The sequence below is a fragment of the Rhizobium tropici CIAT 899 genome (assembly GCF_000330885.1).
Taxonomy (GTDB): Bacteria; Pseudomonadota; Alphaproteobacteria; order Rhizobiales; family Rhizobiaceae; genus Rhizobium; species Rhizobium tropici.
In genome coordinates this window covers 1617661-1643370 of record NC_020062.1, presented here as the reverse complement: position 1 = coordinate 1643370, position 25710 = coordinate 1617661, and the positions used below count along the sequence as shown (strand labels likewise).

Annotated in this window: 24 protein-coding genes; 13 read left to right on the top strand and 11 right to left on the bottom strand. The window is 60.1% G+C overall.

Going from position 1 to position 25710, the window contains the following annotated elements; translation table 11 throughout:
- Positions 1–54 precede the first annotated feature (54 nt).
- Positions 55–834: a class I SAM-dependent methyltransferase gene (locus RTCIAT899_RS29610; RefSeq protein WP_015343523.1), complete on the top strand. Its 780-nt coding sequence runs from the start codon at positions 55–57 to the stop codon at positions 832–834.
- 102 nt (positions 835–936) lie between these two features.
- Here the strand turns inward: RTCIAT899_RS29610 and ppk2 are convergent, their stop codons facing one another.
- Entirely contained in the window at positions 937–1851 is a 915-nt protein-coding gene (gene ppk2 / locus RTCIAT899_RS29605) for a polyphosphate kinase 2 (protein WP_015343522.1), read from the bottom strand.
- Between the two features lie 96 nt (positions 1852–1947).
- A complete protein-coding gene (locus RTCIAT899_RS29600; RefSeq protein ID WP_015343521.1) occupies positions 1948–2736 on the bottom strand; it encodes a 3-hydroxybutyrate dehydrogenase in 789 nt (262 codons plus the stop codon).
- A gap of 203 nt (positions 2737–2939) precedes the next feature.
- On the opposite strand from RTCIAT899_RS29600, the gene RTCIAT899_RS29595 reads away from it, so the two are divergent.
- The 3 genes from RTCIAT899_RS29595 (at position 2940) to RTCIAT899_RS29580 (ending at position 5838) form a co-directional block, all read left to right on the top strand.
- The gene (locus RTCIAT899_RS29595; RefSeq protein WP_015343520.1) at positions 2940–3686 is read left to right on the top strand and encodes an acetoacetate decarboxylase; all 747 of its coding nucleotides are present in this window, start codon (positions 2940–2942) and stop codon (positions 3684–3686) included.
- A 36-nt stretch (positions 3687–3722) separates the two neighbouring features.
- Positions 3723–4880 carry a patatin-like phospholipase family protein gene (locus tag RTCIAT899_RS29590; RefSeq protein WP_015343519.1) on the top strand — a complete coding sequence of 386 codons (1158 nt, stop codon included), beginning with the start codon at positions 3723–3725 and terminating at the stop codon, positions 4878–4880.
- A 197-nt stretch (positions 4881–5077) separates the two neighbouring features.
- Positions 5078–5838 (top strand): IS5 family transposase gene (locus tag RTCIAT899_RS29580; protein ID WP_085999169.1). Its coding sequence is split into 2 segments (ribosomal slippage): positions 5078–5405 and positions 5405–5838, totalling 762 coding nucleotides; the frame shifts between segments, so codons are not numbered across the junction.
- A gap of 91 nt (positions 5839–5929) precedes the next feature.
- On the opposite strand, the gene RTCIAT899_RS29575 is transcribed toward RTCIAT899_RS29580, so the two are convergent.
- Entirely contained in the window at positions 5930–7159 is a 1230-nt protein-coding gene (locus tag RTCIAT899_RS29575; protein WP_015343518.1) for an ATP-binding protein, read from the bottom strand.
- Complete coding sequence (locus tag RTCIAT899_RS29570; protein WP_015343517.1) at positions 7156–7848, bottom strand: response regulator; 693 nt, start codon at positions 7846–7848, stop codon at positions 7156–7158. The genes RTCIAT899_RS29575 and RTCIAT899_RS29570 overlap by 4 nt, the downstream gene beginning before the upstream one ends.
- 203 nt (positions 7849–8051) lie before the next feature.
- Between RTCIAT899_RS29570 and RTCIAT899_RS29565 the strand changes: the two genes are divergently transcribed.
- From RTCIAT899_RS29565 to RTCIAT899_RS29550, 4 genes are all read left to right on the top strand, one after another.
- Positions 8052–8813, top strand: a complete 762-nt coding sequence (locus RTCIAT899_RS29565; protein ID WP_015343516.1) for a phosphatase PAP2 family protein — start codon at positions 8052–8054, stop codon at positions 8811–8813.
- Between the two features lie 117 nt (positions 8814–8930).
- On the top strand, positions 8931–9176 hold the full coding sequence (locus tag RTCIAT899_RS29560) for a hypothetical protein (RefSeq protein WP_041678254.1): 246 nt from the start codon (positions 8931–8933) through the stop codon (positions 9174–9176).
- A 151-nt stretch (positions 9177–9327) separates the two neighbouring features.
- Complete coding sequence (locus tag RTCIAT899_RS29555; RefSeq protein WP_015343515.1) at positions 9328–9957, top strand: ParB-like protein; 630 nt, start codon at positions 9328–9330, stop codon at positions 9955–9957.
- Positions 9958–10170: 213 nt separating this feature from the next.
- Entirely contained in the window at positions 10171–11358 is a 1188-nt protein-coding gene (locus tag RTCIAT899_RS29550) for an arabinose transporter (RefSeq protein WP_015343514.1), read from the top strand.
- 103 nt (positions 11359–11461) lie between these two features.
- Here the strand turns inward: RTCIAT899_RS29550 and RTCIAT899_RS29545 are convergent, their stop codons facing one another.
- The 4 genes from RTCIAT899_RS29545 to RTCIAT899_RS29530 form a co-directional block, all read right to left on the bottom strand.
- Positions 11462–12811, bottom strand: a complete 1350-nt coding sequence (locus RTCIAT899_RS29545; protein WP_015343513.1) for a c-type cytochrome — start codon at positions 12809–12811, stop codon at positions 11462–11464.
- 125 nt (positions 12812–12936) lie between these two features.
- Positions 12937–15201 carry a xanthine dehydrogenase family protein molybdopterin-binding subunit gene (locus RTCIAT899_RS29540; protein WP_015343512.1) on the bottom strand — a complete coding sequence of 755 codons (2265 nt, stop codon included), beginning with the start codon at positions 15199–15201 and terminating at the stop codon, positions 12937–12939.
- Positions 15198–15659, bottom strand: coding sequence for a (2Fe-2S)-binding protein (locus RTCIAT899_RS29535; protein WP_015343511.1), 462 nt, complete (start codon positions 15657–15659; stop codon positions 15198–15200). The genes RTCIAT899_RS29540 and RTCIAT899_RS29535 overlap by 4 nt, the downstream gene beginning before the upstream one ends.
- Before the next feature lie 277 nt (positions 15660–15936).
- Complete coding sequence (locus RTCIAT899_RS29530; RefSeq protein ID WP_015343510.1) at positions 15937–16656, bottom strand: CDP-diacylglycerol diphosphatase; 720 nt, start codon at positions 16654–16656, stop codon at positions 15937–15939.
- A gap of 333 nt (positions 16657–16989) precedes the next feature.
- Here RTCIAT899_RS29530 and RTCIAT899_RS29525 point away from each other — a divergent pair, with 333 nt between their 5' ends.
- Complete coding sequence (locus tag RTCIAT899_RS29525; RefSeq protein WP_041678473.1) at positions 16990–17193, top strand: hypothetical protein; 204 nt, start codon at positions 16990–16992, stop codon at positions 17191–17193.
- 90 nt (positions 17194–17283) lie between these two features.
- Here the strand turns inward: RTCIAT899_RS29525 and RTCIAT899_RS29520 are convergent, their stop codons facing one another.
- Positions 17284–17631 (bottom strand): NIPSNAP family protein, encoded by a 348-nt coding sequence (locus RTCIAT899_RS29520; RefSeq protein WP_015343508.1) that lies wholly within the window; start codon positions 17629–17631, stop codon positions 17284–17286.
- 533 nt (positions 17632–18164) lie between these two features.
- Between RTCIAT899_RS29520 and RTCIAT899_RS29515 the strand changes: the two genes are divergently transcribed.
- The 4 genes from RTCIAT899_RS29515 to mgrA all read left to right on the top strand — a co-directional run bounded on the left by RTCIAT899_RS29515 (position 18165) and on the right by mgrA (position 23244).
- A complete protein-coding gene (locus tag RTCIAT899_RS29515; protein WP_015343507.1) occupies positions 18165–18638 on the top strand; it encodes a (2Fe-2S)-binding protein in 474 nt (157 codons plus the stop codon).
- Entirely contained in the window at positions 18638–19621 is a 984-nt protein-coding gene (locus RTCIAT899_RS29510) for an FAD binding domain-containing protein (RefSeq protein ID WP_041678472.1), read from the top strand. The genes RTCIAT899_RS29515 and RTCIAT899_RS29510 overlap by 1 nt, the downstream gene beginning before the upstream one ends.
- Positions 19618–21906, top strand: coding sequence for a xanthine dehydrogenase family protein molybdopterin-binding subunit (locus tag RTCIAT899_RS29505; RefSeq protein WP_015343505.1), 2289 nt, complete (start codon positions 19618–19620; stop codon positions 21904–21906). Before RTCIAT899_RS29510 ends, RTCIAT899_RS29505 begins: the two co-directional genes overlap by 4 nt.
- A gap of 294 nt (positions 21907–22200) precedes the next feature.
- Positions 22201–23244: an L-glyceraldehyde 3-phosphate reductase gene (gene mgrA, locus RTCIAT899_RS29500; protein WP_015343504.1), complete on the top strand. Its 1044-nt coding sequence runs from the start codon at positions 22201–22203 to the stop codon at positions 23242–23244.
- A gap of 63 nt (positions 23245–23307) precedes the next feature.
- On the opposite strand, the gene RTCIAT899_RS29495 is transcribed toward mgrA, so the two are convergent.
- On the bottom strand, positions 23308–24561 hold the full coding sequence (locus RTCIAT899_RS29495) for an LVIVD repeat-containing protein (protein ID WP_015343503.1): 1254 nt from the start codon (positions 24559–24561) through the stop codon (positions 23308–23310).
- Between the two features lie 74 nt (positions 24562–24635).
- Positions 24636–25679 (bottom strand): substrate-binding domain-containing protein, encoded by a 1044-nt coding sequence (locus RTCIAT899_RS29490; protein ID WP_015343502.1) that lies wholly within the window; start codon positions 25677–25679, stop codon positions 24636–24638.
- Positions 25680–25710: the final 31 nt, after the last annotated feature.

Genomic DNA, 25710 nt, shown 5'->3' with positions numbered 1-25710 from the left:
CCGATGAGCAGGCTCGGAGGCGAAATGCATGAAGAAAACCAATGAGGTTTACATTTGAAATCGGGCGTTCGAAAATTTGTATTTCGCGATCTTCAGAAAATCGATGGTTACATCGACCCACCGGATGCGCTTGTCTTCCTGTCGTTGATCGAAAAGCAAAGACAGGAGAAACTTTACGGCGGCCTTGCCGAAATCGGCGTTTATTACGGGCGGTCCTATTTTTTGCTGCGCAAGATCAGTGCACCCGACGACAATGTGCTTGCGATCGATCTTTTCGACATAGAAGCGGATGGTGCGCAATATCAACGCTTCCTCGACAACGGAAGATCACTGGGTATTCCCGTTGATGAGGACCTCGTCATAACAGGCGATAGCACCGGGCTTGATCCGCAGGCCATCATCGACAAGGTTGGGCAGGTCCGCTTTTTCAGTATCGATGGAGGACATTTGCTTCGCCACATCGTTGCCGACAGCCGGTTGGCGAAGAGCGTACTGGCCGATCACGGCATCATTGCCTTCGACGACACCTTCAATCCGGCTTGGCCGGAGGTGACGGTCGGCGTCTCGGATTTTCTGCGCAGAAACAGCGATACCTTTGCCGCCTTCTGCATGACGAAGTATAAGACCTACGTCTGCCGCCGGGATTTTCATGAGTTCTACCGAGCCGCACTTGGCAGGGCACGACATCTCCTGCCGTTCGAGCATGCCGAAATGGATTTTCTTGGCTCGAAGGTCCTCAGGCTGCACGATCCCATCAACCGGAGGGTTGCTTATGAGCTCTTGCGGCGGCTGGGCTTGGGCGCCATATCCGAATGGGCTTATCGCCCGGCCTGACCTTGAGCCGGCCCGGCTTGCTGGCGGTGGAGTGAGAGCGATTTCGTTTTTCAAGTAATTCTTCAGAGGGGTCGCCAGAGGCGGACCCCTCATCGGGTTTGATCAATAAATTTCCGGCACGTACATTTCCGGTGGGACCGGCGTACGGTGATAGTCTGCATTGCGCATGCGTTCCGGCAGCACGATCTCCGGCTTCGGTACACTTTCGTAGGGGATCTGGCCCAGAAGATGGGCGATGCAGTTTAGGCGCGCTTTCTTCTTGTCGACGGCATGGACGACCCACCACGGCGCTTCCGGAATATGGGTGCGCTCCAGCATCTCTTCCTTGGCCTTGGTGTATTCTTCCCAATGCACGCGGCTCTGCAGGTCCATCGGTGAAAGCTTCCACTGCTTCAGCGGGTCCTGAATGCGCATGTTGAAACGGAATTCCTGCTCCTCGTCGGTGATCGAGAACCAATATTTCAGGAGAATGATGCCGGAGCGAACCAGCATGCGCTCGAAGTCCGGCACGGAGCGGAAGAATTCTTCCAATTCCTCCGGCGAGCAGAAGCCCATGACGCGTTCAACGCCGGCGCGGTTATACCAGCTGCGATCGAACAGCACCATTTCGCCTGCCGTCGGCAGGTGGGCGGCGTAGCGCTGGAAATACCACTGGTGCCGCTCGCGCTCGGTCGGAGCCGGTAGTGCGACCACGCGGCAGACGCGCGGATTGAGGCGCTGGGTGACACGCTTGATGGCGCCGCCCTTGCCGGCGGAATCTCGGCCCTCGAACAGTACGACGACCTTCAGCTTCTTGTACTGCACCCAGTCCTGCAGGCGCACCAGCTCGTGCTGAAGGCGGAAGAGTTCGCGGAAATAGACGCGGCGATCGAGCGCCGCTTCGCCTTCGCCGATAAGGCCCTCTGCGACCAACTCGTCCAGCCGATCCTCTTCAAGCTGCATCTCCAGCTCTTCGTCAAAGCTGTCGACGATCTCATCCTTGATGCGGCTGAGCGGGTCATGGGTTTCATCGGTCATAGTGTGCCTCCTGCGCTATTTTCATCTTGTCTCCGCAATCCTGGGCTGCGGAGAGCCGGCACGCTGCTCGAGCATGTGCCGGCTGTGGCTCTAGTGTTATTCTGCGGTCCAGCCGCCATCGACGGAAAGCGTCGTGCCGGTAATCTGCTTGGCGGCATCGCCGCAAAGGAAGACGGCGATGGCTGCGACTTCATCGACGGTCACGAATTCCTTCGTCGGCTGGGCGGCGAGCAGCACATCATGCTTGACCTGCTCTTCCGTCATATTGCGCGCCTTCATCGTCTCGGGGATCTGCTTCTCGACGAGCGGCGTCCAGACATAGCCGGGCGCGATGGAGTTGACGGTCACGCCGTTCTGGGCGGCTTCCAGTGCGATCGTTTTGGTGAGACCGGTAATGCCGTGCTTGGCCGAAACATAGGCAGACTTGAAAGGCGAGGCGACAAGGGCATGCGCCGAGGACGTGTTGATGATGCGGCCCCATTTGCGTGCCTTCATGCCGGGGATGGCAGCCTTGATGGCATAGAAGGCTGCAAGCAGGTTGATGCGGATGATTGCTTCCCACTTGTCGTCGGGAAATTCCTCGATCGGGGCAACGAACTGGATGCCGGCATTGTTGACGAGAATATCGAGGCTGCCGAAGGCTTCCTCGGCTTCGCGCACCATGGATGTCACTTCCTCGCCATTCATCATATTGGCGCCTGAATAGCGGCACTTCACGCCGAAATCGGCTTCGATTGCCGCGCGTTCCTTTTCGATTGCATCGGCATCGCCAAGACCGTTGATCGTCACATTCGCGCCTTCAGCGGCAAAGGCACGGGCGATCGCAAGCCCGATACCGCTCGTCGAACCGGTGACCAGCGCATTCTTCGAAGTCAACGAACCCATGATGCTACTCCTGCAATCTCTATGACATGGTTGGGTAAGGGAAATGCTCCACGTGAGCGCACACTGCCAGCCCGATATGTCGCTTTGATAACAGTGCAATTTGCAGTGAGCCGTGGGCTTTCGTCCCCTGACACTTCTCTGTCATGCAACCGTGCAAGTTTTCGCTCCGGTGCCGGCGATTTCCTCCAACGACGGAAGATACGATGAAGGTCGAAGACATTCTGAAGCATGCCTATGCGATGCCGCTGACCAATCCCTCCTATCCTCCAGGGCCCTATCGGTTCTTTGATCGCGAATACATCATCATCACCTACCGGACCTCGCGCGAGGCGCTTGAGGCCGTCGTGCCCGCGCCGCTCGAAATCGACGAGCCGCTGGTGAAATACGAATTCATCCGCATGCCCGATTCCACCGGTTTCGGCGATTATACCGAGACCGGACAGGTGATCCCGGTGACCTATCGTGGACAAAAGGGCGGCTATGTCCACTCCATGTATCTGGATGACGATGCGCCGATCACCGGCGGCCGCGAGATCTGGGGTTTTCCGAAGAAGCTTGCCAGCCCGAAGATCGTCAACGAGGGCGAGGTCATCGTCGGCACGCTGCATTATGGCAGCGTCCTTTGCGCCACGGGAACGATGGGTTACAAGCATAAGCCGATCGACCAGGGACCGCTTCTGTCCGCTCTCTCGGAACCCAATTTCCTGATCAAGATCGTGCCGCATGTCGACGCCACCCCGCGCATCTGCGAGCTTGTGCGCTACTATCTGACCGATATCACCATCAAGGAAGCCTGGACTTCGCCGGCCGCCCTCGATCTCAGGCCGCATGTCATGGCCGACGTGGCGCGGCTGCCTGTGCTGGAAGTGGTTTCGGCCGTTCATTTCACGGCCGATCTGACGCTCGGCCTCGGCGAAGTCGTTCACGACTATCTCGCAGAGCGCAGATAGCCAAATCTCATTGCTACTTCATGCTGGAGACGGATCGTGCTTGAACGAAACACCAAGGCCGCAGCCCCGACTATTCCGGAAATTGCCGCTCAATATGATCGCGTCGCCCTGGTTTTCCAGGGGGGCGGCGCGCTCGGCGCCTATCAGGCCGGTGTCTACGAGGCGCTTGCCGAAGCGGGATGCGAGCCGACCTGGCTTTCCGGCGTCTCGATCGGCGCGGTCAATGCCGCGATCATCGCCGGCAACGAGCCCGGCCGGCGGCTGCAGCGTCTGGAGCAATTCTGGCAGATCATCTCCGGCCGCAAGATCTGGGCCTATACGCCCGAAGGCGATTTCTTTCGCGATATCCGTAACCGCACCAGCTCGTGGATGACGATGACCATGGGCCAGCCCGGCTTCTTCAAGCCGCGCTTTCCCAATCCCTGGCTGGAGTTGCCGGGCGCGGAAGGCGCGACCAGCTTCTATGATTCGGCGGAGCTGAAGAAGACGCTGGAGATGCTGATCGATTTCGATGTGCTGAACGACGGCAAGAAGCGCTTCAGCGTCGGTGCGGTGAATGTCCGCACCGGCAACTTCGTCTATTTCGACACCGACAATATCCGCATCGGCCCCGAGCACATCATGGCAAGTGGCGCGCTGCCGCCGGCACTCCCGTCCATCCGCATCGAGGGCGAATATTACTGGGACGGCGGCATCGTCTCCAACACGCCGCTGCAATATCTGCTCGATCAGGAAGAAGACCGCAGCTCGCTCGTCTTCCAGGTGGATCTGTTCAGCGCGCGCGGCGTCCTGCCGCGCAGCATGCCGGATGTCCTTTCACGCCATAAAGACATCATGTATTCGAGCCGCACGCGGCAGAACACCGATAATTTCAAGCGCATCCACGGACTGAAGATGAAGCTTCTGGGTGCACTGAAGCGTGTCCCTAGGGATCAGCTGACTGCGGAAGAGGAAGAGCTGATTGCCGATTATTCGGATGCCGGTGTCGTCAACATTGTACATCTGATCTATCAGCACAAGAACTACGAAGGTCACGCCAAGGATTACGAGTTTTCCGGCACTTCGATGCGAGAGCACTGGGATATGGGCCTCGAGGATACGAAGCGGACGCTGCGCCATACCGAATGGCTGTTACCGCCGTTTACCGACGACGCCGTCGCTATCCACGATCTGCACCGGGAAGATCCGGCCTGAGGCCAATGTTGCGCTGGAGCAGTTCCAGCAAAAGTGCGAAGCGATTTTGCGTCCGGAACCGCGTAAAAACAAGAAGATTGAGCGTTTTCGCGATTCGAAGAAAAGCGGAAATGCTCTAGGCTGTGGTGACGATTTAAGGATTTGGGGTTCCCAGTGAGGAGCAAATCAGATTCAAGACTGATTTTTGGAGGTCGGTCATGGATATCGATAGGCTCAGTGCGGAACAGTGGTCTCGGATCGAGCCGTTTGTGCCGGGAGGACGCAAGGGGCGTCGTGGTCCGCGCTCCAATAACAGGCGGTTCGTCGAGGCGCTGGTCTGGATGGCCCGCTCTGGTGGACGTTGGCGTGATTTACCCGAAGGTTATGGCAACTACCAGACCGTCAAGCGGCGCTATTACCGCTGGATCGAGATGGGTGTCCTCGAAAGTTTGTTCGAGGCGTTAGCGCGAGAAGCGGACCTTGACTGGGTCTCGATCGATTCCACCTCCATCCGTGCCCAGCCTCAAGCCGCTGGCGCCCGGCGAAAAAGGGGGGAGCGGACGCCCAGGGCCTTGGCCGCTCACGCGGCGGGCTAGGCACCAAGATCCACGCCGTCGTGGATGCTTTGGGGCTACCGGTGCGCTTCGTACTTGCACCGGGACACCGTGGCGATGTGATTTATGGCAAGGAATTGCTCCATGGCCTCAATCCCAGCCACGTCATCGCCGACCGAGCCTATGATGCCGAACACTTCCACGACACCATTCTGGACGCCGGCGCTGTTCCGGTCATTCCACCACGACCCGGGCGACGACGCCCGCATGCCTGCAATTGGGGCCTCTACAAGGAACGCAACCTCGTGGAGCGCTTCTTTGCAAAGCTCAAGCAATTCCGTCGCGTGGCTACCCGATACGACAAACTCCTCGTCAACTTCAGAGGGTTCGTCATCATCGCTGCAATTGCAATCTGGCTCAAATAGTTAAATCGTCACCATAGCCTAGATCGCTACCGCAGACGATTGCGCCGGTCCGGGGAGATTTTCAGGGTCCGCTCGGCCGCGATGGTTTTGCTCAACAAAGCCCGCATTGGCGGGAGGCTGTTTCCTGCTCATCGAAACCATGTGCTTCTCGCGGCGTGCTGTCCGTCAAATGGATTGACACCATCGCGCCGCCTTCCGGCCGGTTTGCGAATTCCAGATGCCCGCCATGGGCAAGCGCGATTGCTTGCACCACGGATAGCCCCAGTCCGGTGCCGCCCGTTGCGCGCGAACGCGAGGGGTCGCCACGCCAGAACGGGTTAACGGCGACGGCATCCATATCCAGCGGAAATCCGGGACCGCGATCGAGAACGCGGATGATGACGCTATCGTCCGCCACCTGTTCGGTTTCGCATCGCAGCGAGCCGCCCTCTGCAGCGTAGCGGCACGCATTTTCGAAAAGCGCCAATACAGCCTGGCGGATACGGGGAGAGTCGGCTGAAATCCAGGCGGGTTTCAGCTCCGTTTCCACCTGAAACCTGCGGGCTTCCAGCATGGGCTTTGCCGCGGCGATGACAGTCTCGACCAATCGCGATGCGTCGATGCGCTGGCGCTCGATCACCAGCTTCTGGCCGATGGCGAGCGACAGGGTGCGCAGGTCTTCGACAACCCGCGCCAGGCCTTCAACCTGCAGGAGGAGATCGGAAATGATTTTCTGGTCCATCGGAAATACGCCGTCTAGCATGCCTTGCAGTGATCCTTGCAGGATGGTCAACGGCGTGCGCAGCTCGTGTGCAACCGCCATGTTGTTGAAACGCAATCGTTCCTCCATCGTCTCCAGGCTGGTCGCAAGAGCGTTGAAGGTTTCGACAAGGCTCGCGACTTCGCGGGCGCTTCGATAGGAGGCGGGGACGCGGACGGAGAAGTCGCCTGATTTAAGGCCCTCGGCGGCAGAGGTGAGCTCTTCGAGCGGATGTGTGAGCCGACGCGCCAGGAAGACGCCGATCACGGCGCAGAGGAGCGCTGACATGAGGCCGAAGACGAGCACGGAAAGCTGCACCTTGAGATCCGTCGGCTCCGTCAGCGAATTAAGATGTTCGACAAGCAGCTTCAGCGAATCCCCATCGGGGATCTTGTTTTCGCTCAGCATCTTGTAGGCTGTTGCGGCTCGCGGCGGCAGGGCATCGCTGATACCCTGCTCCAGATAGGTTGCGTACCAGTTGACCCCCAGATAGGTCAGGCCGACGCTGAGCAGCAGCATGATCGTGATGACGACGGCCGTAAGCGAGGCAAGCGGCGCGCTGGGAAATCTCGGTTTCTTCATCTCGGGTCCGAAAAGCGATAGCCGATGCCGCGCACGGCAGGAAAGAAGCCGATCTGCCCCATTTCCTCCAGTTTGCGCCTGAGATTGGAAATGTGCGTGTCGACGGTCCGCACCAGAGCATCGCTTTCCGGCAGGCAGGCATCGAGAATATCGGCACGCGCGAAAGCCTGGGTCGGATGGCGGATCATATAGGCGAGGATGCGGAATTCGCTGAGCGTCAGCGGCAATGCAATACGGCGCTCGTCCTTGTTGATGAAGACGGTATAGCTGCCGAAGTCGACCTCCAGTGCGCCGAAGCGCTTGATGGCTTCTGCTCGCTCGCCCTGCGTCCGGCGCAAGACCGCTCTGACGCGGGCGACAACTTCCTGCGGGTTGAACGGCTTGACGATGTAGTCGTCGGCACCGAGGCGCAGCCCGCTCAGGCGGTCGATGTCGTCCGCGACGGCCGTAACCATGATGACCGGCGTCGAGCCGGCCTGGCGCAGGCGGCCGAGCACGCCGAAGCCATCCAGTTTTGGCAAACGAACGTCCAGCAGCACGAGATCCGGCTTCAAAAGCGCATGGTGCTGCAGCGCGGTTTCGCCATCGCCGGCGCGAACCGTGCGAAAGCCGTCCCGCGTCAGATAGCCCTCGAGTATCTGCGCGATCGCCGGTTCATCCTCGACAATAAGAACGAGACTGTTATCCACCCCTAGCGCCCTGTGCTTCTTCCGTTTTTCCGTTCGACTTTGTCGCCCGAACCTTACTATTGCGGACTAAGCTCGCTTCCGCAATTTCCAAACGGTTTCCCGATCGTCCGATGGCCGATTCTGAACAGAGCCTTCATGCGATCTTCGCCATTTCTTGACAATCGGGCTTCAGCTTGGCGCCGTTCCGCCTCTGGAGACATGGCATGTGGAAATTTGCATCAAATTCTTGGAGCGCCGGCTCCGGTCAAATGCGGCCGCGTCAGCTGCAGGCAACTGCGGATAGCGAATTGGCTGTTATCGGCATGCTGATCGTCTGGACTAGCTTCGTCTTTGTGGTTTTTCCGAAGCTCGATCTGGCGGTCGCGCGCTTGTTTGCCCATGGGCATGTTTTCTGGCTGGCGGAGAATCCCTGGCTGAAAGCGGTGAGGGACATCGCTCGTCAAAGCCAGCCCTATATTCTCGGCGCCATGGCTGTCGCCGTGGTTCTGCATGTCTTCCTGCCGCGGCGACTGCGGTTCTGCCCTCCCCACAAGCCATTGTTCGTGCTTCTGAGCTTTGCCGCCGGGCCGCTGTTGATCGTGCAGACGCTGAAAGTCGCAATCGGACGTGTACGCCCCCGCGACCTGATCGAATTCGGGGACACGGCGGACTTTACACCGGTATGGCAGTTCTCGGGGGCGTGCAGCCGCAATTGTTCCTTTCCTTCCGGCGAAGCCGCCGCGGCTGCGGCGGCGTTGTCCCTGTTGATTCTCGTGCCTGCACGGCACAGATGGATTGCCGCGGCGATCATGGTGCCATGCTCGCTGTTCGTGGCATTCAACCGCGTGATCTTCGGTGCTCATTTCCTGTCGGATGTCATGCTCGGATGGCTTTTGACCATATTCGCCATGGCCATGATCTGGCGCTGGATCGGCGCGAATTCGCGGGCCATCGATCGCTACGTCACGCGCCTTATGTTCAGATGAACCTATCGCCAGGGTGTCTCCGCAATGCGACAGTTCCAAGCAAACGGATGTTACAAACCTTAACACAACGTTTCTTCACCTTTCCTTCAATCAGCGTTTACCTATTTGGCGTTCGCCATGCCGCCGAACGCGATCGAGGCCGGTAAGGCGGACGGCGAAAGACCTGGTCAGGGTGAGAGTGATGGGATGGGGTTGGTAGATTGGGCGTTATGGGGAATGCTCGACATGGATGGCCGACGCAGGATGCGGTCCCGCAAAGACCATTACGAGCCGTGGGTCCTACTTGCCGTCGAGAGTTTCGAGCGCGAAATGCTGGCCTTCTACAGGCGTTCGCAGTTTACGGTGATCAAGAAAGCCGCATGACAGGCGATCAATCTCCGAACATGAGCTGTGCTTCTCACGGCAGGTTCGCCTTCAGGCGATACAGCTTGCCGACGAGCATATAGCGCCGACCTTGCCGGATCGGCCGGTTATGCTAGGCTCGGATCGTCCTGCCTTTGCGGAGAGCTTTCAAATGGTTACGCTGCGCGAACCGATCCTGCATCCAGTTCCCATCGAAGAATTGAGACCCACCCAGATCACCGTTGGCATGCGGGAGGTCAAGGCTAAGCGCAAGGCTTGGCGCCTCAAGGCGGAAGCGGCGGGCGACAAGGCCGGTGAGTTCCTCGGAAATCACATGGTGCCGACCATTCGCGGACCGCGCGGCCAATACTATGTCATCGATCATCACCATCTTTCGCTCGCGCTCTATGAGGAAGGGGTGAAGAATGTTCTCGTCACGACGGTTGCCGATCTTTCGCGACTTGACCGGGAATCCTTCTGGTTCGTCATGGACTGTCATGACTGGATGCATCCCTTTGACGAAGAGGGGAAGCGTCGTGGCTATGAAGACATCCCGAAGAGCATCAAGGATCTGATCGACGATCCCTATCGCTCCTTGGCTGGCGAACTGCGGCATGTCGGCGGCTATGCCAAGGACACGACGCCGTTCAGCGAATTTCTCTGGGCTGATTTCTTGCGCCGCCGCATCAAGCGCAAAGATCTGGAGAAGAATTTCAAGGCCGCGCTGGAAAAGGCGCATGATCTTGCCAAGCACAGGGATGCCGATTACCTGCCCGGCTGGTGCGGTCCGGTCGCCGAATAACTCTGAACCGATCCGGCAAGCCTGAAGCTTCGTTGGCCGACTGCTTAGCTTCGCGAGCCCGGATTGACTCTGATTCAGCAAGCGCATATTGCAGATGCAGCCAGCCATGCTGGCCGTAAGCGTTTGACGTCAAGCAACGCACTCAACGATCCTCGTCGGTCGGAGTGCGTTTTTTTGTGCCTTCGCCGATCGAGGAAAAGCCTGGAGATTATCATGGCTTTTCAATCGACACCTGATCCGGCGCGCGGCCGGCTGATGCTGCTGGCCGCCATTCTCTTCATATCCTATCTTTGCATCGGCATCTCGTTTCCGATCGTACCGCTTTACGTGAGCGGACAACTGCAGCTTGGCAATGTCTGGGCGGGGCTTGGCGTCGGCATTGCCTTTCTGGCGACCATCCTCACGCGCGGCTATGCCGGTGGGCTCTCGGACCATCGCGGCGCCAAGGTCGCGGTGGCACAGGGGCTTGCATTCTATGTCGCCGGCGCTTTGACGGCTCCGGTCGCCGGCCTGCTGACGCACATGCCATGGCCATCCTTCCTGCTCCTCCTTCTGGGACGCTTGGCTCTGGGGCTGGGAGAAAGTCTGGTCGCCGTCGGCATTATCGCCTGGGGCATTGGTTTCGTCGGCCCGGCGCGTTCGGGCCGGGTCCTGGCGCTGGTTGGCGCTGCCATCTATGGAGCGCTTGCGGTGGGCGGGCCGATCGGGCTGATGTTGTTCAGCCGGTTCGGCTTTGCAGGGACGATGGCGATCAGCGCTGTCCTGCCATTCCTCGGCTTGGTGGCGATCTGGCGGGTTCCCGGCGTTGCCCCGCATCCCGGTGCGCCCCGCCCGCCATTTTGGAATGTCGTCAGCAGAGTTTGGCTGTATGGGGCGATCGTATGCCTTCAGGGCATAGGCTTTGCCGCGATCGGCGCCTTCTTCACGCTCTATTTCCTCGACCAGGGATGGAACTACGCTGGGCTGGGCTTGACCGCCTTCGGCGTCGGCTTCGTTCTGGTGCGCGTGTTCTTCGGCCATCTGCCTGATCGTATCGGTGGCTTACCGGTCGCCCTCGGGTCACTGGCCGTCGAAGCGGTAGGCCAATTGCTGATCTGGAGTGCCACCGATCCCATGCTCGCCCTGGCGGGTGCCTTTTTAACCGGTCTCGGATGCTCGCTGATTTATCCTTCCATGGGCCGCGAGGTCGTTCGGCAGGTGGAGCCGCATCTGCGCGGCACGGCGCTTGGCGGCTTCTCGGCCTTCCAGGATCTCGCCTACGGGCTGACCGGGCCATTTGCCGGCCTTTTGGCCGACCGGGCCGGCTATGGCAGCGTCTTCCTGGCGGGCACTGCCGCTGCGATCGCCGGCCTGTTGATTGCGCTCTCGCTCCGCAGAATACGCACCGTCGCGTTCAACTGAATGATATGCGGCCCCTCCGATTTGGCGGGGCCGCATAAAGCTCTTCGCGACGTTGCGCCCGTGCCTCCTTTGTCGCCGGCAACGGCCAGCCCGCGGTGGGAAACTAGCGCATCTGCAATATGATCGGGCTGCTGCTTGCGGGATCTGTATGCTCGCGCAATGCCTTCACATCGTTTGCCGAAACCGCTCCACCATGATTTCCCCAGGATGAGCGCACGAATGTCAGGACATCGGCAATCTGTTGGTCCGAAAGCTGCTGGCGGAAGGGCGGCATGCGATAGGCGTCCGGAATGCCGTTCGCCACGACGCGGCTGGAGCCGTTCAGCGTTACATTGATCTGGGAAGCGTTTTCCTTCGCAAGCGAAGCGGCAGAGCCGGCGAGCGGCGGAATCCATTGCTGCTTTCCGCGTCCGTCGACACCATGGCAGAAACTACATTTGGCGACGAATGTCTGGGCGCCCGGGATCTTCTCGCGGTTGGAAAGCGATACGTTCTGGGCGGTACCTTCGTCATATTGCCAGGGGGCGCCGTCGCGGGCGGGATCGCCGGGCAGGGATTTCAGGTAATGGCTTATCGCCTTCAGGTCGTCATCACTCATGAACTGTGTCGAATTGTTGAAGGCATCCGCCATCGAGCCGAAGACGACGGCATGACCATTCCTGCCGGTCTTTAGGAAGGCATAGATATCGTCCTCGCTCCAGCGGCCAAGGCCGGTATTGGGGTCGCCACGCAGGCTCGGCGCATACCAGCCGTCGAGGAGAGCACCGGAAAGATAGGGCGGGCTGCTCTCATCCAGCGCTTTTTCCGCCATGGTGATTGCGCGCGGCGTATGACAGCTGCCGCAATGACCAGGCCCCTGCACGAGATAGGCGCCACGGTTCCACTGGTCATCACCGGCCGTTTTCGGCTGATAGGTGCCGCCTTCGGTGAAGACCGCGTTCCAGAGCGCCAGAGGCCAGCGCATGTTCATCGGCCATTTTATGTCGGAGGGTTTGTCCGCCTGCTTCACAGGCTCGACCCTATTCATGAAATAGGCATAGAGCGCACGAATGTCGTCGTCGCTCATCTTCACATAGGAGGGATAGGGCATAGCCGGATAGAGGCGATGACCGTCGCGTGCAATGCCCTGCCGGACGGCACGGTCGAAGTCGGCGAGCGTATAATTGCCGATCCCGGTTTCCTTGTCCGGCGTGATGTTGGTCGCGAAGATGGCGCCGAGCGGCGTTCCCATCTGCAGCCCCCCGGCAAAGGGTGCGCTCTTCGGCGTGCTGTGACAAGCAACGCAATCGCCCAGGCGCGCGACATATTCGCCGTGCTGCAGCAACTCTTCCGAGGGTATCTGGACCACGGCGACATTATCAAAGGGAGATGCCGGCTTGCGGGTTACGAACCACGCGACGGCGCCAGCCACAAGCACGACAATCAAAAGAAGAACCAGAAGAAATCTCTTCAAGAGGGTGCCCTCATGTCTTTGCTTCGGGGTTTCGCACTCGGCTTTTGAAGGAGCCAACTACGCCGGCTCTCGGATCCGCTTGGGACGAGAGCCGGATATGTGCCTGGCGCAGCGAGTGCTGCGCCTCAGCTTTCAAAGGTGTAGTTGGAGAGAGGCATGCTGCGTATCCGCTTGCCTGTCAGCGTGGACACCGCATTGGTGACCGCCGGCGGGATGGCTGGCAGGCCCGGCTCGCCGATGCCGCCCATTTCCGCCCCGCTTTCGACGATGCGGACGTGAACGCGCGCCATGCGATCCGGCGGCAGGATCGGATAGAGGTCGTAATTGCGCGCCACCGGCTCGCCGTTCTTGTAGACGGCCTCCTCCATCAGCACCTGCGACATGCCGAGTGCGGTCGCCGAATTGACCTGCGCTTCGATGATTGCCGGATTGACGATGCTGCCGGGGTCGATCGCTTCCCAGACGTCATGGACGACGACCTGGCCGTTGCGGATCGACACTTCGGCGATCGCAGCCGTGTGGCTACCGAACGGAGAGGCCATCGCCACGCCGCGCGCGCGCCGCGAACCGTCGTCTGCCGTGAAAGGCCCCCGCTTCCAGCCGCCGGAGAGATCGCCGGCCGCTTTCAGGAGATTGCTCAGCCGCTCGTTCTTTTGCAGCAGCTTGAGGCGCAGCTCATAGGGGTCCTGCCCACCCTTGTCCGCCAGCTCGTCCAGGAACGTCTCGTAGAAGAAGTCGTTCATGGAATTGCCGACAGAGCGCCAATAGGCGAGCGTCGTCGGGTTTTTGACGTAGATCTGCGCGATGCGGTAGTTCGGGATTGCATAGGATTTACCGGCAAGGCCCTCCAGGGCCGTCGGATCCAGCGAATCCTCCTTATGACCGTAGACGCCTTCCGTCGGACCCTCGCAAGCGCTGATGGCCTCGAGTGCCACCGGCATGCCGTTGGCATCAAGTGCGCCGCGGAAGCGCACGGCCGCCATCGGACGCATCGGATCACGCAGAAACTCCTCCTCGCGGCTCCAGATGAGCTTGACCGGCCGCCCGACTTCCTTTGCAAGCTGGATGGCCTGCGGATAGGGATTGGCCGATGGATACAGGAAATGCCGTCCGAAGAAGCCGCCCAGAATGGGGCTATGAATTATCACCTTCGATGGATCGAGGCCGGTCAGCTTGGCTATGTCGGCCTGGAATTGCTCGGGCGCCTGGTTGGGCATCCAGAGTTCGAGACTGCCATCGGGGTTGAAGCGGGCCAGGGTCGATGGCGGCTCCAGCTGCGCATGATGCAGATACTGGCTCCTGTAGGTGGCGGAAACGACGGTCTTGGCGCCGTCGAAAGCCTTGGCGATATCGCCGACATTCTCCGCTTCCTTGCCATTGCCCGGTTCGTTGGCGAGCTTGTCGTTGAAGGCCGTGGTTGAAAAATCGGCGGGCATATAGCGGAGCTCAGGATTGGCGTCCGAGCCGGGATCGCGCCAATCGACCTGGGCGGCCTCGGCTGCCCGCTTTGCATTCCACCAGCGTTCGGCGACGACTGCAACAGCGCCGGGCAGGCTGTGGACGGAATGAACACCCGGCATTGCCTTGAGCTGCTCTTCGTTGCGGATCTTGCCGATGGTCAGGCCGAGGCGAGGAGCGTGCTGGACGGCGGCATGCAACATGCCGTCAACCTTGCAATCGATGGCGTAGACTGCCTTGCCTGTCGACTTGTCGTGGATATCGAGCCGCTCAACCGGTTTGCCGATCCAGCGGAATTTGTTTGGGTCCCGAAGCGCCACGCTCTCAGGGGCAGGAACCGGCAGATCCAGTGCTTCGCTCGCTATGTCGCCGTAGGCAAGGCTGCGCCCCGATGCGGCATGGATCACGCGGCCCGGCTCTGTGGTCAGTTCGGTAATCGGCGCATCCAGGCGCTTGGCGGCGGCTTGCAGGATCATGTTGCGGGCGAGCGCGCCGAGCCGGCGCATGGTCTCATAGCTGGTGCGCACCGACATGCTGCCGCCGGTGATGCGCATCTGGCCATGCACGACCAGATAGTCGCTGCCCGTGGGCGCGTTTTCGACGACGAAGGTTTTCGGGTCGGCATCGAGTTCCTCGCCAACGATCTGGGCCATCGCCGTGAAGACGCCTTGCCCGCCTTCGACGAAGGGGCTCATGAAGCGGATGGTGCTGTCCGGGCGAATTTCGAGAAAGGCGGGAACGCGTGTGCCTGGAGGCATTGGGCTTGCCGCCTGCTGGGCTCGCGCGCGGCCAACCGGAACGCCGAAGCCGAGGACGAAAGCGCCTGCTGCTGCACCCGCAGATGTCAGGAGAAAGTGCCGGCGTGAGATATTGACCGGGGATCCTGTGGGAAACTCATCTTCGGGAACGAGATTGCGGTTGGTTTCGGTCATAGCGTTTCTCCTTCTTTGGAAGAGAGATCTTTGACCGCCGTCTTGATCGCATTGTAAGTCCCGCATCGACAGAGATTGATCATCGCCGCAGCGATCTCGTCATCGGAAGGATTGGGTATCTGCTTGAGAAGTGCGGTCGCTGCCACGACTTGTCCCGATTGGCAGTAGCCGCATTGCGGAACCTGATGCTTGACCCAGGCGGCGACAACACGCTTTCCAACCGGGTCCGCCTCGATCGCCTCGATCGTCGTAATCTGGCGGCCGGCGACGCTGTCGAGGGGCGTTACGCAGGAGCGCACCACTTCGCCATCGACAAGAACGGAACAGGCACCACATTGTGCCAGCCCGCAGCCATATTTCGTGCCGGTCATGCCCAGCTCATCGCGGATGATCCAGAGGAGCGGCGTATCTCCCTCCGAATCGACTTGGTAGGATTGGCTATTGATTTGAAGATTCATGAGGCGCCTCCTGAGGCTTTCGATCGCGAACCTTCATTGCCAGCGCTGTTCGATGATCTGGATGCTCAACGAACGGATGATGCATAGCTCAGGCTCACAACCCGGACTATAACACTGAACCGACCGCATCAAAAAGATTAGTATGTGAAATGCGATAGACGTTAGAAACCGGATTCATAAATCCGGTTTCCAGGCTCATTTCGCTCGCGCGAAGGGAGGCTGCCGGATCGAAGAGGTGATCGATGCGGCTCCGGCACTAAGCCATAATATGTTGATTTTAATGCGTAATCGCACAACTATGATCCTGCACGTCCTCGCCGCCCATGCCGGGCACTGCGACATCGGTGAGGACAATGAAACCGGGGCCGTCTGCGAAATTGGCGCCGACAACCACGAGATTGTGATCGCCCATTTCCTTCGCCGGGTCCTTCAATGTTTTGGCGAGCGCCAGGAACGGATTGAAGTCGCCCAGTGTCTCGCCCTTGACCCGGACCGCCAAGAACTTGTGGCCGGCGATGGTATCGGGAAGGGGTGCCCAGTCGGTGCCGATCTGGTCGGTATCGGCCTTGAGGGCTGCCCGTGCATCGGCGCTCAGGCAATCGACGTGGATATGCAGCTGGTTCTGCGAGCGCGCCTGCTGCGCGTTGACGGCCAGGCTGAGGCCGTCGCGCGGGAGCGCATGCGGCAGTCGGACATCGACATCGGCTCGCTCGGCCCAGGCATCGGCAAAGAAGTTATGCGTTGCAGGATCAAGGAGTGCCGCGCTCTCCATGCCGGTGATCTTGTCGGTCGGAATCAACAGAACTTGCGCAACGCCCCGCAGATCCTTCAGCATCGCGTAGTGCCCGGCCGTATTCACCGAAAGGCAGGGTGCCGTCTGCACCACGCACTTGTCATGAACGATCTTCCAGAGCACGTTGGAGTCGGCGAAGGCCGGCGCGAAAAGGAAGGGGAGGAAGGATGCGGCAAGAGCCGTGACGCGACGCGAGAATGTCATTGCAGGAAATTTCCCAGGTTCAAACGGTTTGGCATTGTCCGAAATTCCGGAGGGCGTAGCACAGGCCTATTAGGCTGATGTGACGGCTTGACGGCGGCAAGTGTCAAATGCGGGCAGGCGTGCCGTAGAGATTGCGTGATATCAGCTTCGCTTCATCCCGGGCTAAGGCCGCTTTCAGTTTGGTTGCCTAAATGGCAGAAACCGGGGAAATCCATGTCTCGCACCCGGAGGGGATGAGGTCGTTCGCGATGGCCTTTGAACATCCGCTGCGAGGTGTTCGCAACGCTCGATCGCCGCAATTTGCGGCTGACACAAAACGATCAGGAGCTTGAAATGGGTATCGGAAAGCTGATTGAAGAAGTTGCAGGTGCCGTGGCTGCCGACGAGGCCGTTGAGGCTGTCGACCCGAATGCCGGTTTTCTGACGAAGGCCGCGGCCGCCGTCGCCGGCTTCGAAGGCGTCAGCAAGCTGACGGACGTGCTGAAGGAAAAAGAACAGGAACCGGCTGCCGACAATAGCAGCGATCAGAACGGCTGACAGGAAGCGGCAAGCACGCCTGCCGAAAAGATTTTGAAAGCCGGGCATGTCCCGGCTTTTACCTCAGGCCCATCAATCTTCCATCAGTTTTCAGCCATCGGCCTCGACGGGGATAAAGGGGCGAAAGAATCCAGTCGGCTGCAGGATCGAACTGGCGATATTGGCGATGATCGGGCCTGACGTCTCGCTTTTTGCCAGAGCCTCCTTCCAGACCGGATCAGCCACGAATTCCGCCCATTTCCGCTGGCGCTCCTCTAAAGATTGCCATTCAAGGAAATAGATGAGGTCGTTGCTGGAAGGCCCGATCATCGTCGTCCAGAAACCGAGGGGGCGGATGCCGAGCCGGCTCCAGATCGCCAGTGTCGCCGTTTCGAAGCGCTCCTGGAGCGCGGGCAGCTTGCCGGGCAAGCAAGTATAGATGCGCATTTCATGGATCATGAGAAATCCTCCTTGGGTGAATTCAGAACAGGCCGAGCATGTCCCTACGAGCCAGACTTAAAAACAGTTGAGCGATAACAGCGGGTTGTGATTGCTTCTGGCGCTGAAACAAAACGGCGTTTTAGATGACGCGCTCTATTATTGCTCGATTTGAGCATAAGTGAAGCGGGCTTCATTTTTCAAGTGATTTTACGGACCGAGAATGGGGCGTTGATCGATTCCCTCATTCCGCCGGCATGCAGTGGCGGGCGACGCAGGACAAGCAGCAGGGGCTCTTTCTCATCCTCCGATCGGTTCAAGATTTGCCCATCTGTCGGGGCTTGACGAAAACAAGCCAGGCATTAATTTAAACGGAGGCGCCTCCGTTTATTTGTGGCGTCCTCCGCTTCCTAATTCAGATGAGAGCCGACCGTGGCAGCACAATCCCATCGGCCCCGTCTTCCTGAAAGAAACCCACAGCAACCGGTAGACCGACGAAGAGTTTCTACTAGATTTCGTAGGTCTCATCTTCGTGACGATGGCAGGAGCTTATCATGACACGAACCATCCATATCGCGCTCGACATTAACGGGCAGCGCCACGAACTCGATATCGAGCCACGTGTGACGCTGCTCGATGCGCTGCGTGAGCATCTTTCCCTCACCGGCACCAAGAAGGGCTGCGATCAGGGACAGTGCGGCGCCTGCACCTGCCATGTCGACGGTAAGCGCGTGCTATCCTGTCTGACGCTCGCCGCGCAGGCCGAAGGCCGCGAGATCACGACGATCGAGGGGCTCACCGGCGAAGCCGGCGATCTGCATCCGGTCCAGGCGGCTTTCATCGAGCAGGACGCCTTCCAGTGCGGTTATTGCACGCCGGGCCAGATCATGTCGGCGGTTGCCTGCATTCGCGAAGGGCATGCCGGCTCGGATGCGGAGATCCGTGAATATATGTCCGGCAATCTCTGTCGGTGCGGGGCCTATAACAGCATCGTTGCGGCGGTGCGCCAGGCCGCGGAGGTGGCATGATGCGAAACTTCTCCTATCTGCGCGCCACATCGACAGCGGAAGCCGCCCAGGCGGCGCAACAGGCCGGCGCCATGCTGCTCGCCGGTGGAACGACACTGCTCGATCTTGCCAAATGCGGTGTCGGCGAGCCCGATACCGTCATAGACATTACTCATCTCTCCGGCATGAGCGGCATCACCGTTAATGCCGATGGTGCAACGATCGGCGCGCTTGCCAGGATGAGCGAAGTCGCCGACCACAGGGATGTCCGCGCAGCTTTCCCGGCCGTTTCCGAATCCTTGTCTCTGGCGGCCTCTGCCCAGCTGCGCAACATGGCGACGATCGGGGGCAATCTCCTGCAGCGCACGCGCTGTTCCTATTTCCGCGATCCCGGCGCCTTTCCCGCCTGCAACAAGCGTCATCCCGGTTCCGGCTGTTCGGCGATCGGCGGCGTCACGCGCAATCACGCCGTGCTCGGAGCGAGCGAAGCCTGTATCGCCTCCTATCCGGGCGACCTGGCGATTGCTCTGGTCGCATTCGATGCCGTGGTGGAGACGGATAGCCGCAAAGTTGCCGTCGATGATTTCTTCCTCCTTCCGGGCGATACGCCGGACAAGGAAACCGTCCTGCAGCGCGGCGAGATTGTCACTGCTGTCACCATTCCTGCGTCCGCCGCTGCCCGGAACTCCACCTACCTCAAAATCCGCGATCGGCAGTCCTATGAATTTGCTGCCGCAAGTGCCGCAGTCGGCCTGGAGCTTGAAGCCGACGGCAGGACGGTCCGCGATATTCGCGTTGCCATCGGCGGGGTCGCCACCAAGCCCTGGCGGGCACGCAATGTGGAGCAAGCGCTGATCGGTAAGGCGCTCACCTTGGAAGCCGTCGAAAAAGCAAGCCGGCTGGCCATGGAGGGTGCCGTCGATCATGGCGGCAACCGTTACAAGATAGAACTTGCGCCGCGCGTCATTGCCCGCGCCATTTTCAAAGTGGGAGGTCTCGCATGACCATGATGGAACCCCGTAAACATGGCGATGCTTCCGACGGCACGGTCGGCGGTCGTCAGTCGCGCTTCGAAGGCAAGATGAAGGTGACGGGCACGGCGACTTATGCCCTGGAATATCCGGTCGAAAACCTCGCCTATGCCGTCCTCATCCAGAGCACGATTCCGGCTGGCCGCGTTATCAAGGTCGATGCCTCGGCAGCACTTGCGATCCCGGGCGTGCTGATGGTGCTGACGCCGGAGGACGATCTCGGTCTCAAGCTTTCGGCTGATTGGGGCGGCAACAAGCCTGCTGACGGCCCGTATTATCCGCTGCCGCGCGAAGTGCAGTTTAACGGCCAGTCGATTGCCGCCGTCATTGCCGAAAGCCGCGAATTGGCGACAGAGGCTGCCAGGCTGGTGCTCATCACCTATGAAGAGGGTAAGCACGTCGCCGATCTCAACGATCCGAATGCTGGCGAGGGTAAGCTCATGGAGCCGCTCTCGGTTGCCTGGGGTAATGCCGAGGCTGCACTCGCCGCTTCCCCGGTGCGCATCGAGGCGGAATATTCGACGCCGCGCGAATATCACGTGGCGATGGAGCCGCACGGGCTGACGGCGAAATGGGATGGCGACCAGCTGACCATCTGGGAGCCGAGCCAATGGTCCCACGGCATGGCGCGCATGTATTCCGAATGGTTCGACATGCCCTATGAGAATGTCCGCATCATCTCGCCCTTTATCGGCGGTGGTTTCGGCTCCAAGGGGCAGCCGCTCGCCTATGGCGCAGTCGCCATCGCGGCCGCCAGAAAGCTCGGCCGACCAGTGAAACTCGCGGTCACCCGCCCGCAGAATTTCACGAGCTACGGCGGACGCGCAGGGACCAGACAGAAGATCGCGCTTGGCGCGACGCAGGATGGCATCCTACAGGCGATCGTCCATCGCGGCGCCAGCGAAACCTCGCTCGATGCGGACTGGCCGGAGCAGACGGGAGCGGCAACATCGATTCTCTACAAGGTCGAGAACTTCTCCTCGCAGCACCACGTCGTGCCGGTCAACAGCGTCACGCCTGGCGCCTTGCGTGGTCCCGGCAAGAATCCGAGCGCCTATGGCATCGAATGCGCGATCGAGGAACTGGCCTACAAGCTCGGCATGGACCCGCTCGAGCTTCGGCTGAAGAACTATGCCGATCACGACTATCAGTCCGGCAAACCGTGGTCGACGCGTCGGCTGCGCGAGGCGCTGACGGAAGGTGCGGAAGCCTTCGGCTGGTCGCGGCGCAGCCACGCGCCGCGCTCGATGCGCGATGGCAAGACGCTGATCGGCTGGGGCATCGGCTGCGGCACTTTCCCGGTCATCCGGGCACCGAGCGAAGCGATGATCCGCATCCTCGGGAACGGCCGCGTCGAGGTCGTCAGCGGCGCGATCGACATGGGGCAGGGGACCTATACGATCCTTGCCCAGAGTGCCGCGGAAGTCTTCGGCATTCCGGTCGATCAGGTCGAAGTCCATCTCGGCGATTCACGCCTGCCGGGCTCGGCGATCGCTGGGGGCTCGATGCTGGCCGGATCGATCATGGGCGCCGTCCATAAGGCAGCGGTCGCGGCCCGCGACGAACTCATCGGTCTTGCCCTCAGCGATGCCAACTCGCCCTTCCGCGAGACGGGCGCGAACACGCTGAATTTCGCCGAGGGGCGCATCGTGGCACCGCGCGGCGAGACGCCGTCGCTGACGCTGGCCGAGCTGATGTCCACGCTGAAACGTGAGGAGATCGAGGTCCGGCGCAATACCCTGCCTGACGGTGCGAACGCACAGGAGCAGCTTCAGGCCTGGACCACCATGGCTAAAGTTCAAGGGCCGACCATGGGCGATTATTCCATGCACAGCTGGTGCGCCCATTTCGCTGAAGTGCGGGTCGACGAGGATTTCGGTACGGTGCGTGTCTCCCGCATGGTCTCCGCCTTCGATTGCGGCCGCCTCTACAATCCCAAGCTTGTCGAAAGCCAGTGGCGCGGCGGCATCATCATGGGCATCGGCCAGGCGCTTCTCGAAGAGGGCCTGATCGATCAGCGCAACGGACGAACCGTCAACAACAATGTCGGCGACTACCTCGTGCCGACGAATTCCGACATTCCGGATATCGAGGTGATCTCCGTCGGCGTGCCGGATTTCGATGCCTCGGCGCTCGGCGGCAAAGGCGTCGGCGAGGTCGGCATCGTCGGCGTGGCGCCGGCGATTGCAAATGCCGTATTCCATGCCACGGGCAAGCGCGTTCGCGACCTGCCGATCACCTTGGAGAAGCTGCTCTAAGGGCAGGGAGGTTCGAGCCGCATTGCGTAAAGCATGCGGCTCGAATGCTTCGAGGCTACCCCAGTTCCGGCGGGGAGAACGAGCGACCGCAGATTTTTGTGCGGTTCGCCAGAATGCCGAAACGAGATCGGCGCGGTTCTCGAGGCGCGCGGTCAGCAACCTCATTGTGCTGGAAAAAACTTCTCCTCTTTAGTCGATAAAAAATATGGATTGGCTTCTCATCGAATGCCTCTCTGCCATTCTGTGCCCCGTATCGCTACCCGCACCAATTTGATCGACAGAAAGACAAAAATCATGACCTACCGCCCCGATCCGGAACGCTATGACTCGGCCCATTTTCGCCGCGTCGGACGAAGCGGCCTCAAATTGCCCGCCATCTCCTTTGGCCTCTGGCATAATTTCGGCGATACGACGCCCCTCGATGTCCAAAGGTCGATCATTTTCAAGGCGTTCGATCTCGGCATCACGCATTTCGATCTCGCCAACAATTATGGCCCGCCGGCGGGAAGCGCCGAGATCAATTTCGGTCATATCCTGAAACAGGATCTGGCCGCTTATCGCGACGAGCTCATCATCTCGTCCAAGGCCGGCTGGGATATGTGGCCGGGTCCCTATGGCCGAGGCGGCGGATCGAAGAAGGCGCTGCTTTCCAGCCTTGACCAGAGCCTCACCCGGCTCGGCGTCGATTATGTCGATATCTTCTATTCCCATCGCTTCGATGCGGAGACGCCTCTGGAAGAAACGGCCGATGCGCTTGCTCAGGCGGTCCGGCAGGGCAAGGCGCTTTATGTCGGCGTATCGTCCTATTCCGGCAACAAGACGCGCGAAATCGCAGCGCTTCTGAGGGAGCGACAGGTGCCGCTTCTGATCAATCAGCCGGCCTATAATCTCTTCAATCGCTGGGTCGAGAAGGATTTGCTTGCCGCGACGGATGAAGTCGGAGCCGGTATCATCGCCTTCACGCCGCTCGCCCAGGGCTTGCTCACCGACAAGTATCTCAACGGCGTTCCGCAGGATGCCCGCGTCAACCGGCCGGGCGGCGACTTCCTGCGTCCGGAGCATTTGAAAGAGGAAAACATCGATCGCGCCCGGGCGCTCAACGAGATCGCCAAGCGTCGCGGCCAGTCGCTCGCCCAGCTTGCCATCGCCTGGGTTCTTAGGGATCCGCGCGTGACGTCGGCCTTGATCGGTGCAAGCTCGGCGCGTCAGGTCGAGGAAAACGTGGCCGCCCTGAACGACCTCACATTCAGCCCCGAGGAACTCGCCGAGATCGATCGTTATGCCGTCGAAGGCGGTATCAATCTTTGGGAAAAGCCCTCGCATGACGAGGCCGTCTGATACGATTAAAGGATCTGCCCGAACCAGCGGGCAGATCTCTTTTGCGGGAGCTAAGCTCGCGCGTCAGCCGCCATATTCTATGATCTCAAGTCCGGCATTGTAATCCGTCGCATAGATCAGACCCCTGGCGTCCACAAAGACGTCGGCGGACTGGATGACTTTCGGCCGGCCGGGACGGCGGTCGGTCATGACAGTCGGTCCCGCGGGCACGAGAGCGCCCGTTTCGACCGGACGATAGGGGTTGGAAATATCGAAGGCACGGATACCGGCATTCTGCCAAGTCGCAAAGATCAGCGTCTCGGAGACGAACGAGCCGGGCCGGTTTTCATGCAGATTGTGCGGGCCGAAATGACCACCCTTCTTCGTGTAGTCGATTTCGGTTGGGATGGGGAAAGTCGAGATGCTGATCGGATTTTCGGGTACGCGGATGTCGAAGATCCAGGTATGTTTCCGGCCGTCTTCCTCATTGTCCAGCACGGCTTCATCCGCCACGACAAGAAGACCGCGGCCGGGAAGTGGCAGCGGAGAATGCGTGCCGCCGCCATAGGGGGGGCACCAGTTATGGTGCTTGATGAGCCGAGGGGCGGAATGATCCTTGATATCGAGGAGCGTCAGTCCGCCATCTCGCCAGCAGGCATAGGCGGTGTCGCCATGGACGAGTGCATGGTGCAGGGCGTAACGCTTGCCGTCGCCCCAATCAGGCGTTTCTCCCGCCGCCCTGTTCATGCCGGGGAGCCACCATTGGCCGACAAGTTCGGGCCTGGTTGGATCGGCCATGTCGATGGTGACGAAGATATAGTCGGTAAAGCCGTCGAGCAGCGCCGAGGCATAGGCATAGCGGCCGCCGACATACCATAGCCTGTGAAAGCCGACGCCTTCGACATCCAGTTGGCCGATTTTGCGCGGCCTGTCGGGAACGGAAATATCGAATACGCTCATGCCGGCGGTCCAGGCGCGCTCACGCTTTCTGGAGGCGACCGTCTCGCCGACGGACTGCGTGTAGTAGGCCTTCTCGTCCGTGAAGGTTTCTACGTCGGCAAAGAGATCGAGCGCGTTGATGACCAGCAACAGGTCGTCATGCGTCTGCAGATGGATGTTCCAGGTATTGGCCGGCGCCGGCACGTAGTTGACCGTCTTGGGGCTTTTCGGGTCGCGAACGTCAACGATCGAGAAGCCCTGAGACCAGGGATGGGCAACATAGGCGTAGCCTCGATGAACCATCAATTGCAGCCCATCGCCACGGCCGCCGATATCGCTATGGCCGATCAGTGTCATGTTGCGGGCAAAGTCGGGTTTGGGGAGGTCGGTCGACGCCATGGGTCTTCTCATGAATAAACAGAGTAAGGAGGGCCGCCTTTGACGGCGGCCCCTGCGAAAGCGGCTGATAAATCTCAGTTCTTGGCCGCCGGGATCCAGGCAGCCGTCGCGGCATCGCTTTTCAGGAAGGCCGGGAATTTCTGCTGCAGTTCTTCGATCGTGCCGATCTTGTTGTTGATGAGATCGTCACGCGTAATCAGCGTCGGCTGCAGGAGAACGGAGCGGCCCGGAGACTGGCCGGCAATGGCGAGCGAAATGGCGCGAACGGAAACTTCCCCGACGACGGCAGCGTTCGTCGCCGCGGTTGCGACCCAGGCGCTGTCCGGCTCGACCATCAGCTGGATATCGGCGGTCGAGGTGTCGACGCCATAGATCTTCACCTGACCGGAAAGGCCAAGCTCGTCGATGGCGAGCTTCGCGCCCTTGGCGAATTCATCCCATGGCGTGAAGATCACCGAAATATCCGGATTGGCGCGCAGCACCGCCTTCGTCTGATCGGCGACGGAGGCGGGAACGGTGTCATTGACCACGCCCCATACGGCCTTTTCCTTGAGATTGTGCTTGGCAATGAAATCCTTCCACACGGCATAGCGGCGGTCGAGCGGCGCGAAGCCCGCGACATAGACGGCACCACCGGTAAAGCCATCACCCTTATCCTTCACGGCCTGGTCAAGCACGAGCTTGGCCATATCCTTGTCGCTCTGTTCGATCTGCGGGATTTGCGGATTGTCGAGGTTGACGTCATAGGCGACGACCTTGATGCCCTTGTCGAGCGCCTTCTGTGCGACATCCTTCAGGACTTCGGGGCGGCCATTGTTGATGATGATGCCGTCGACGCCGAGATTGATCGCCTGCTCGACAAGATTGCGCTGCGTATCGTTGTCGTTGCGGGCCTGCGAGACGGTGAGGTTGACGCCGAGCGCATCGGCCTGCCGCTTGACGCCGGCCTCGAAGGCCTGCAGCCAATCGCCGCTGCCAAGGAAGCTGATGACGGCGATATTGACGGGCCTTTTATCGAAAGGAGCGGGCGCGCCGCTAAGTCCCGCCGCCGATGCCGTGGTCATGAAAAGCGAGCCGGCGACAACGGCGGAAGCGATGATTTTGAATAATTTGATCATTGAAAATCCATTGAGTGTTGAGTTGGGACGG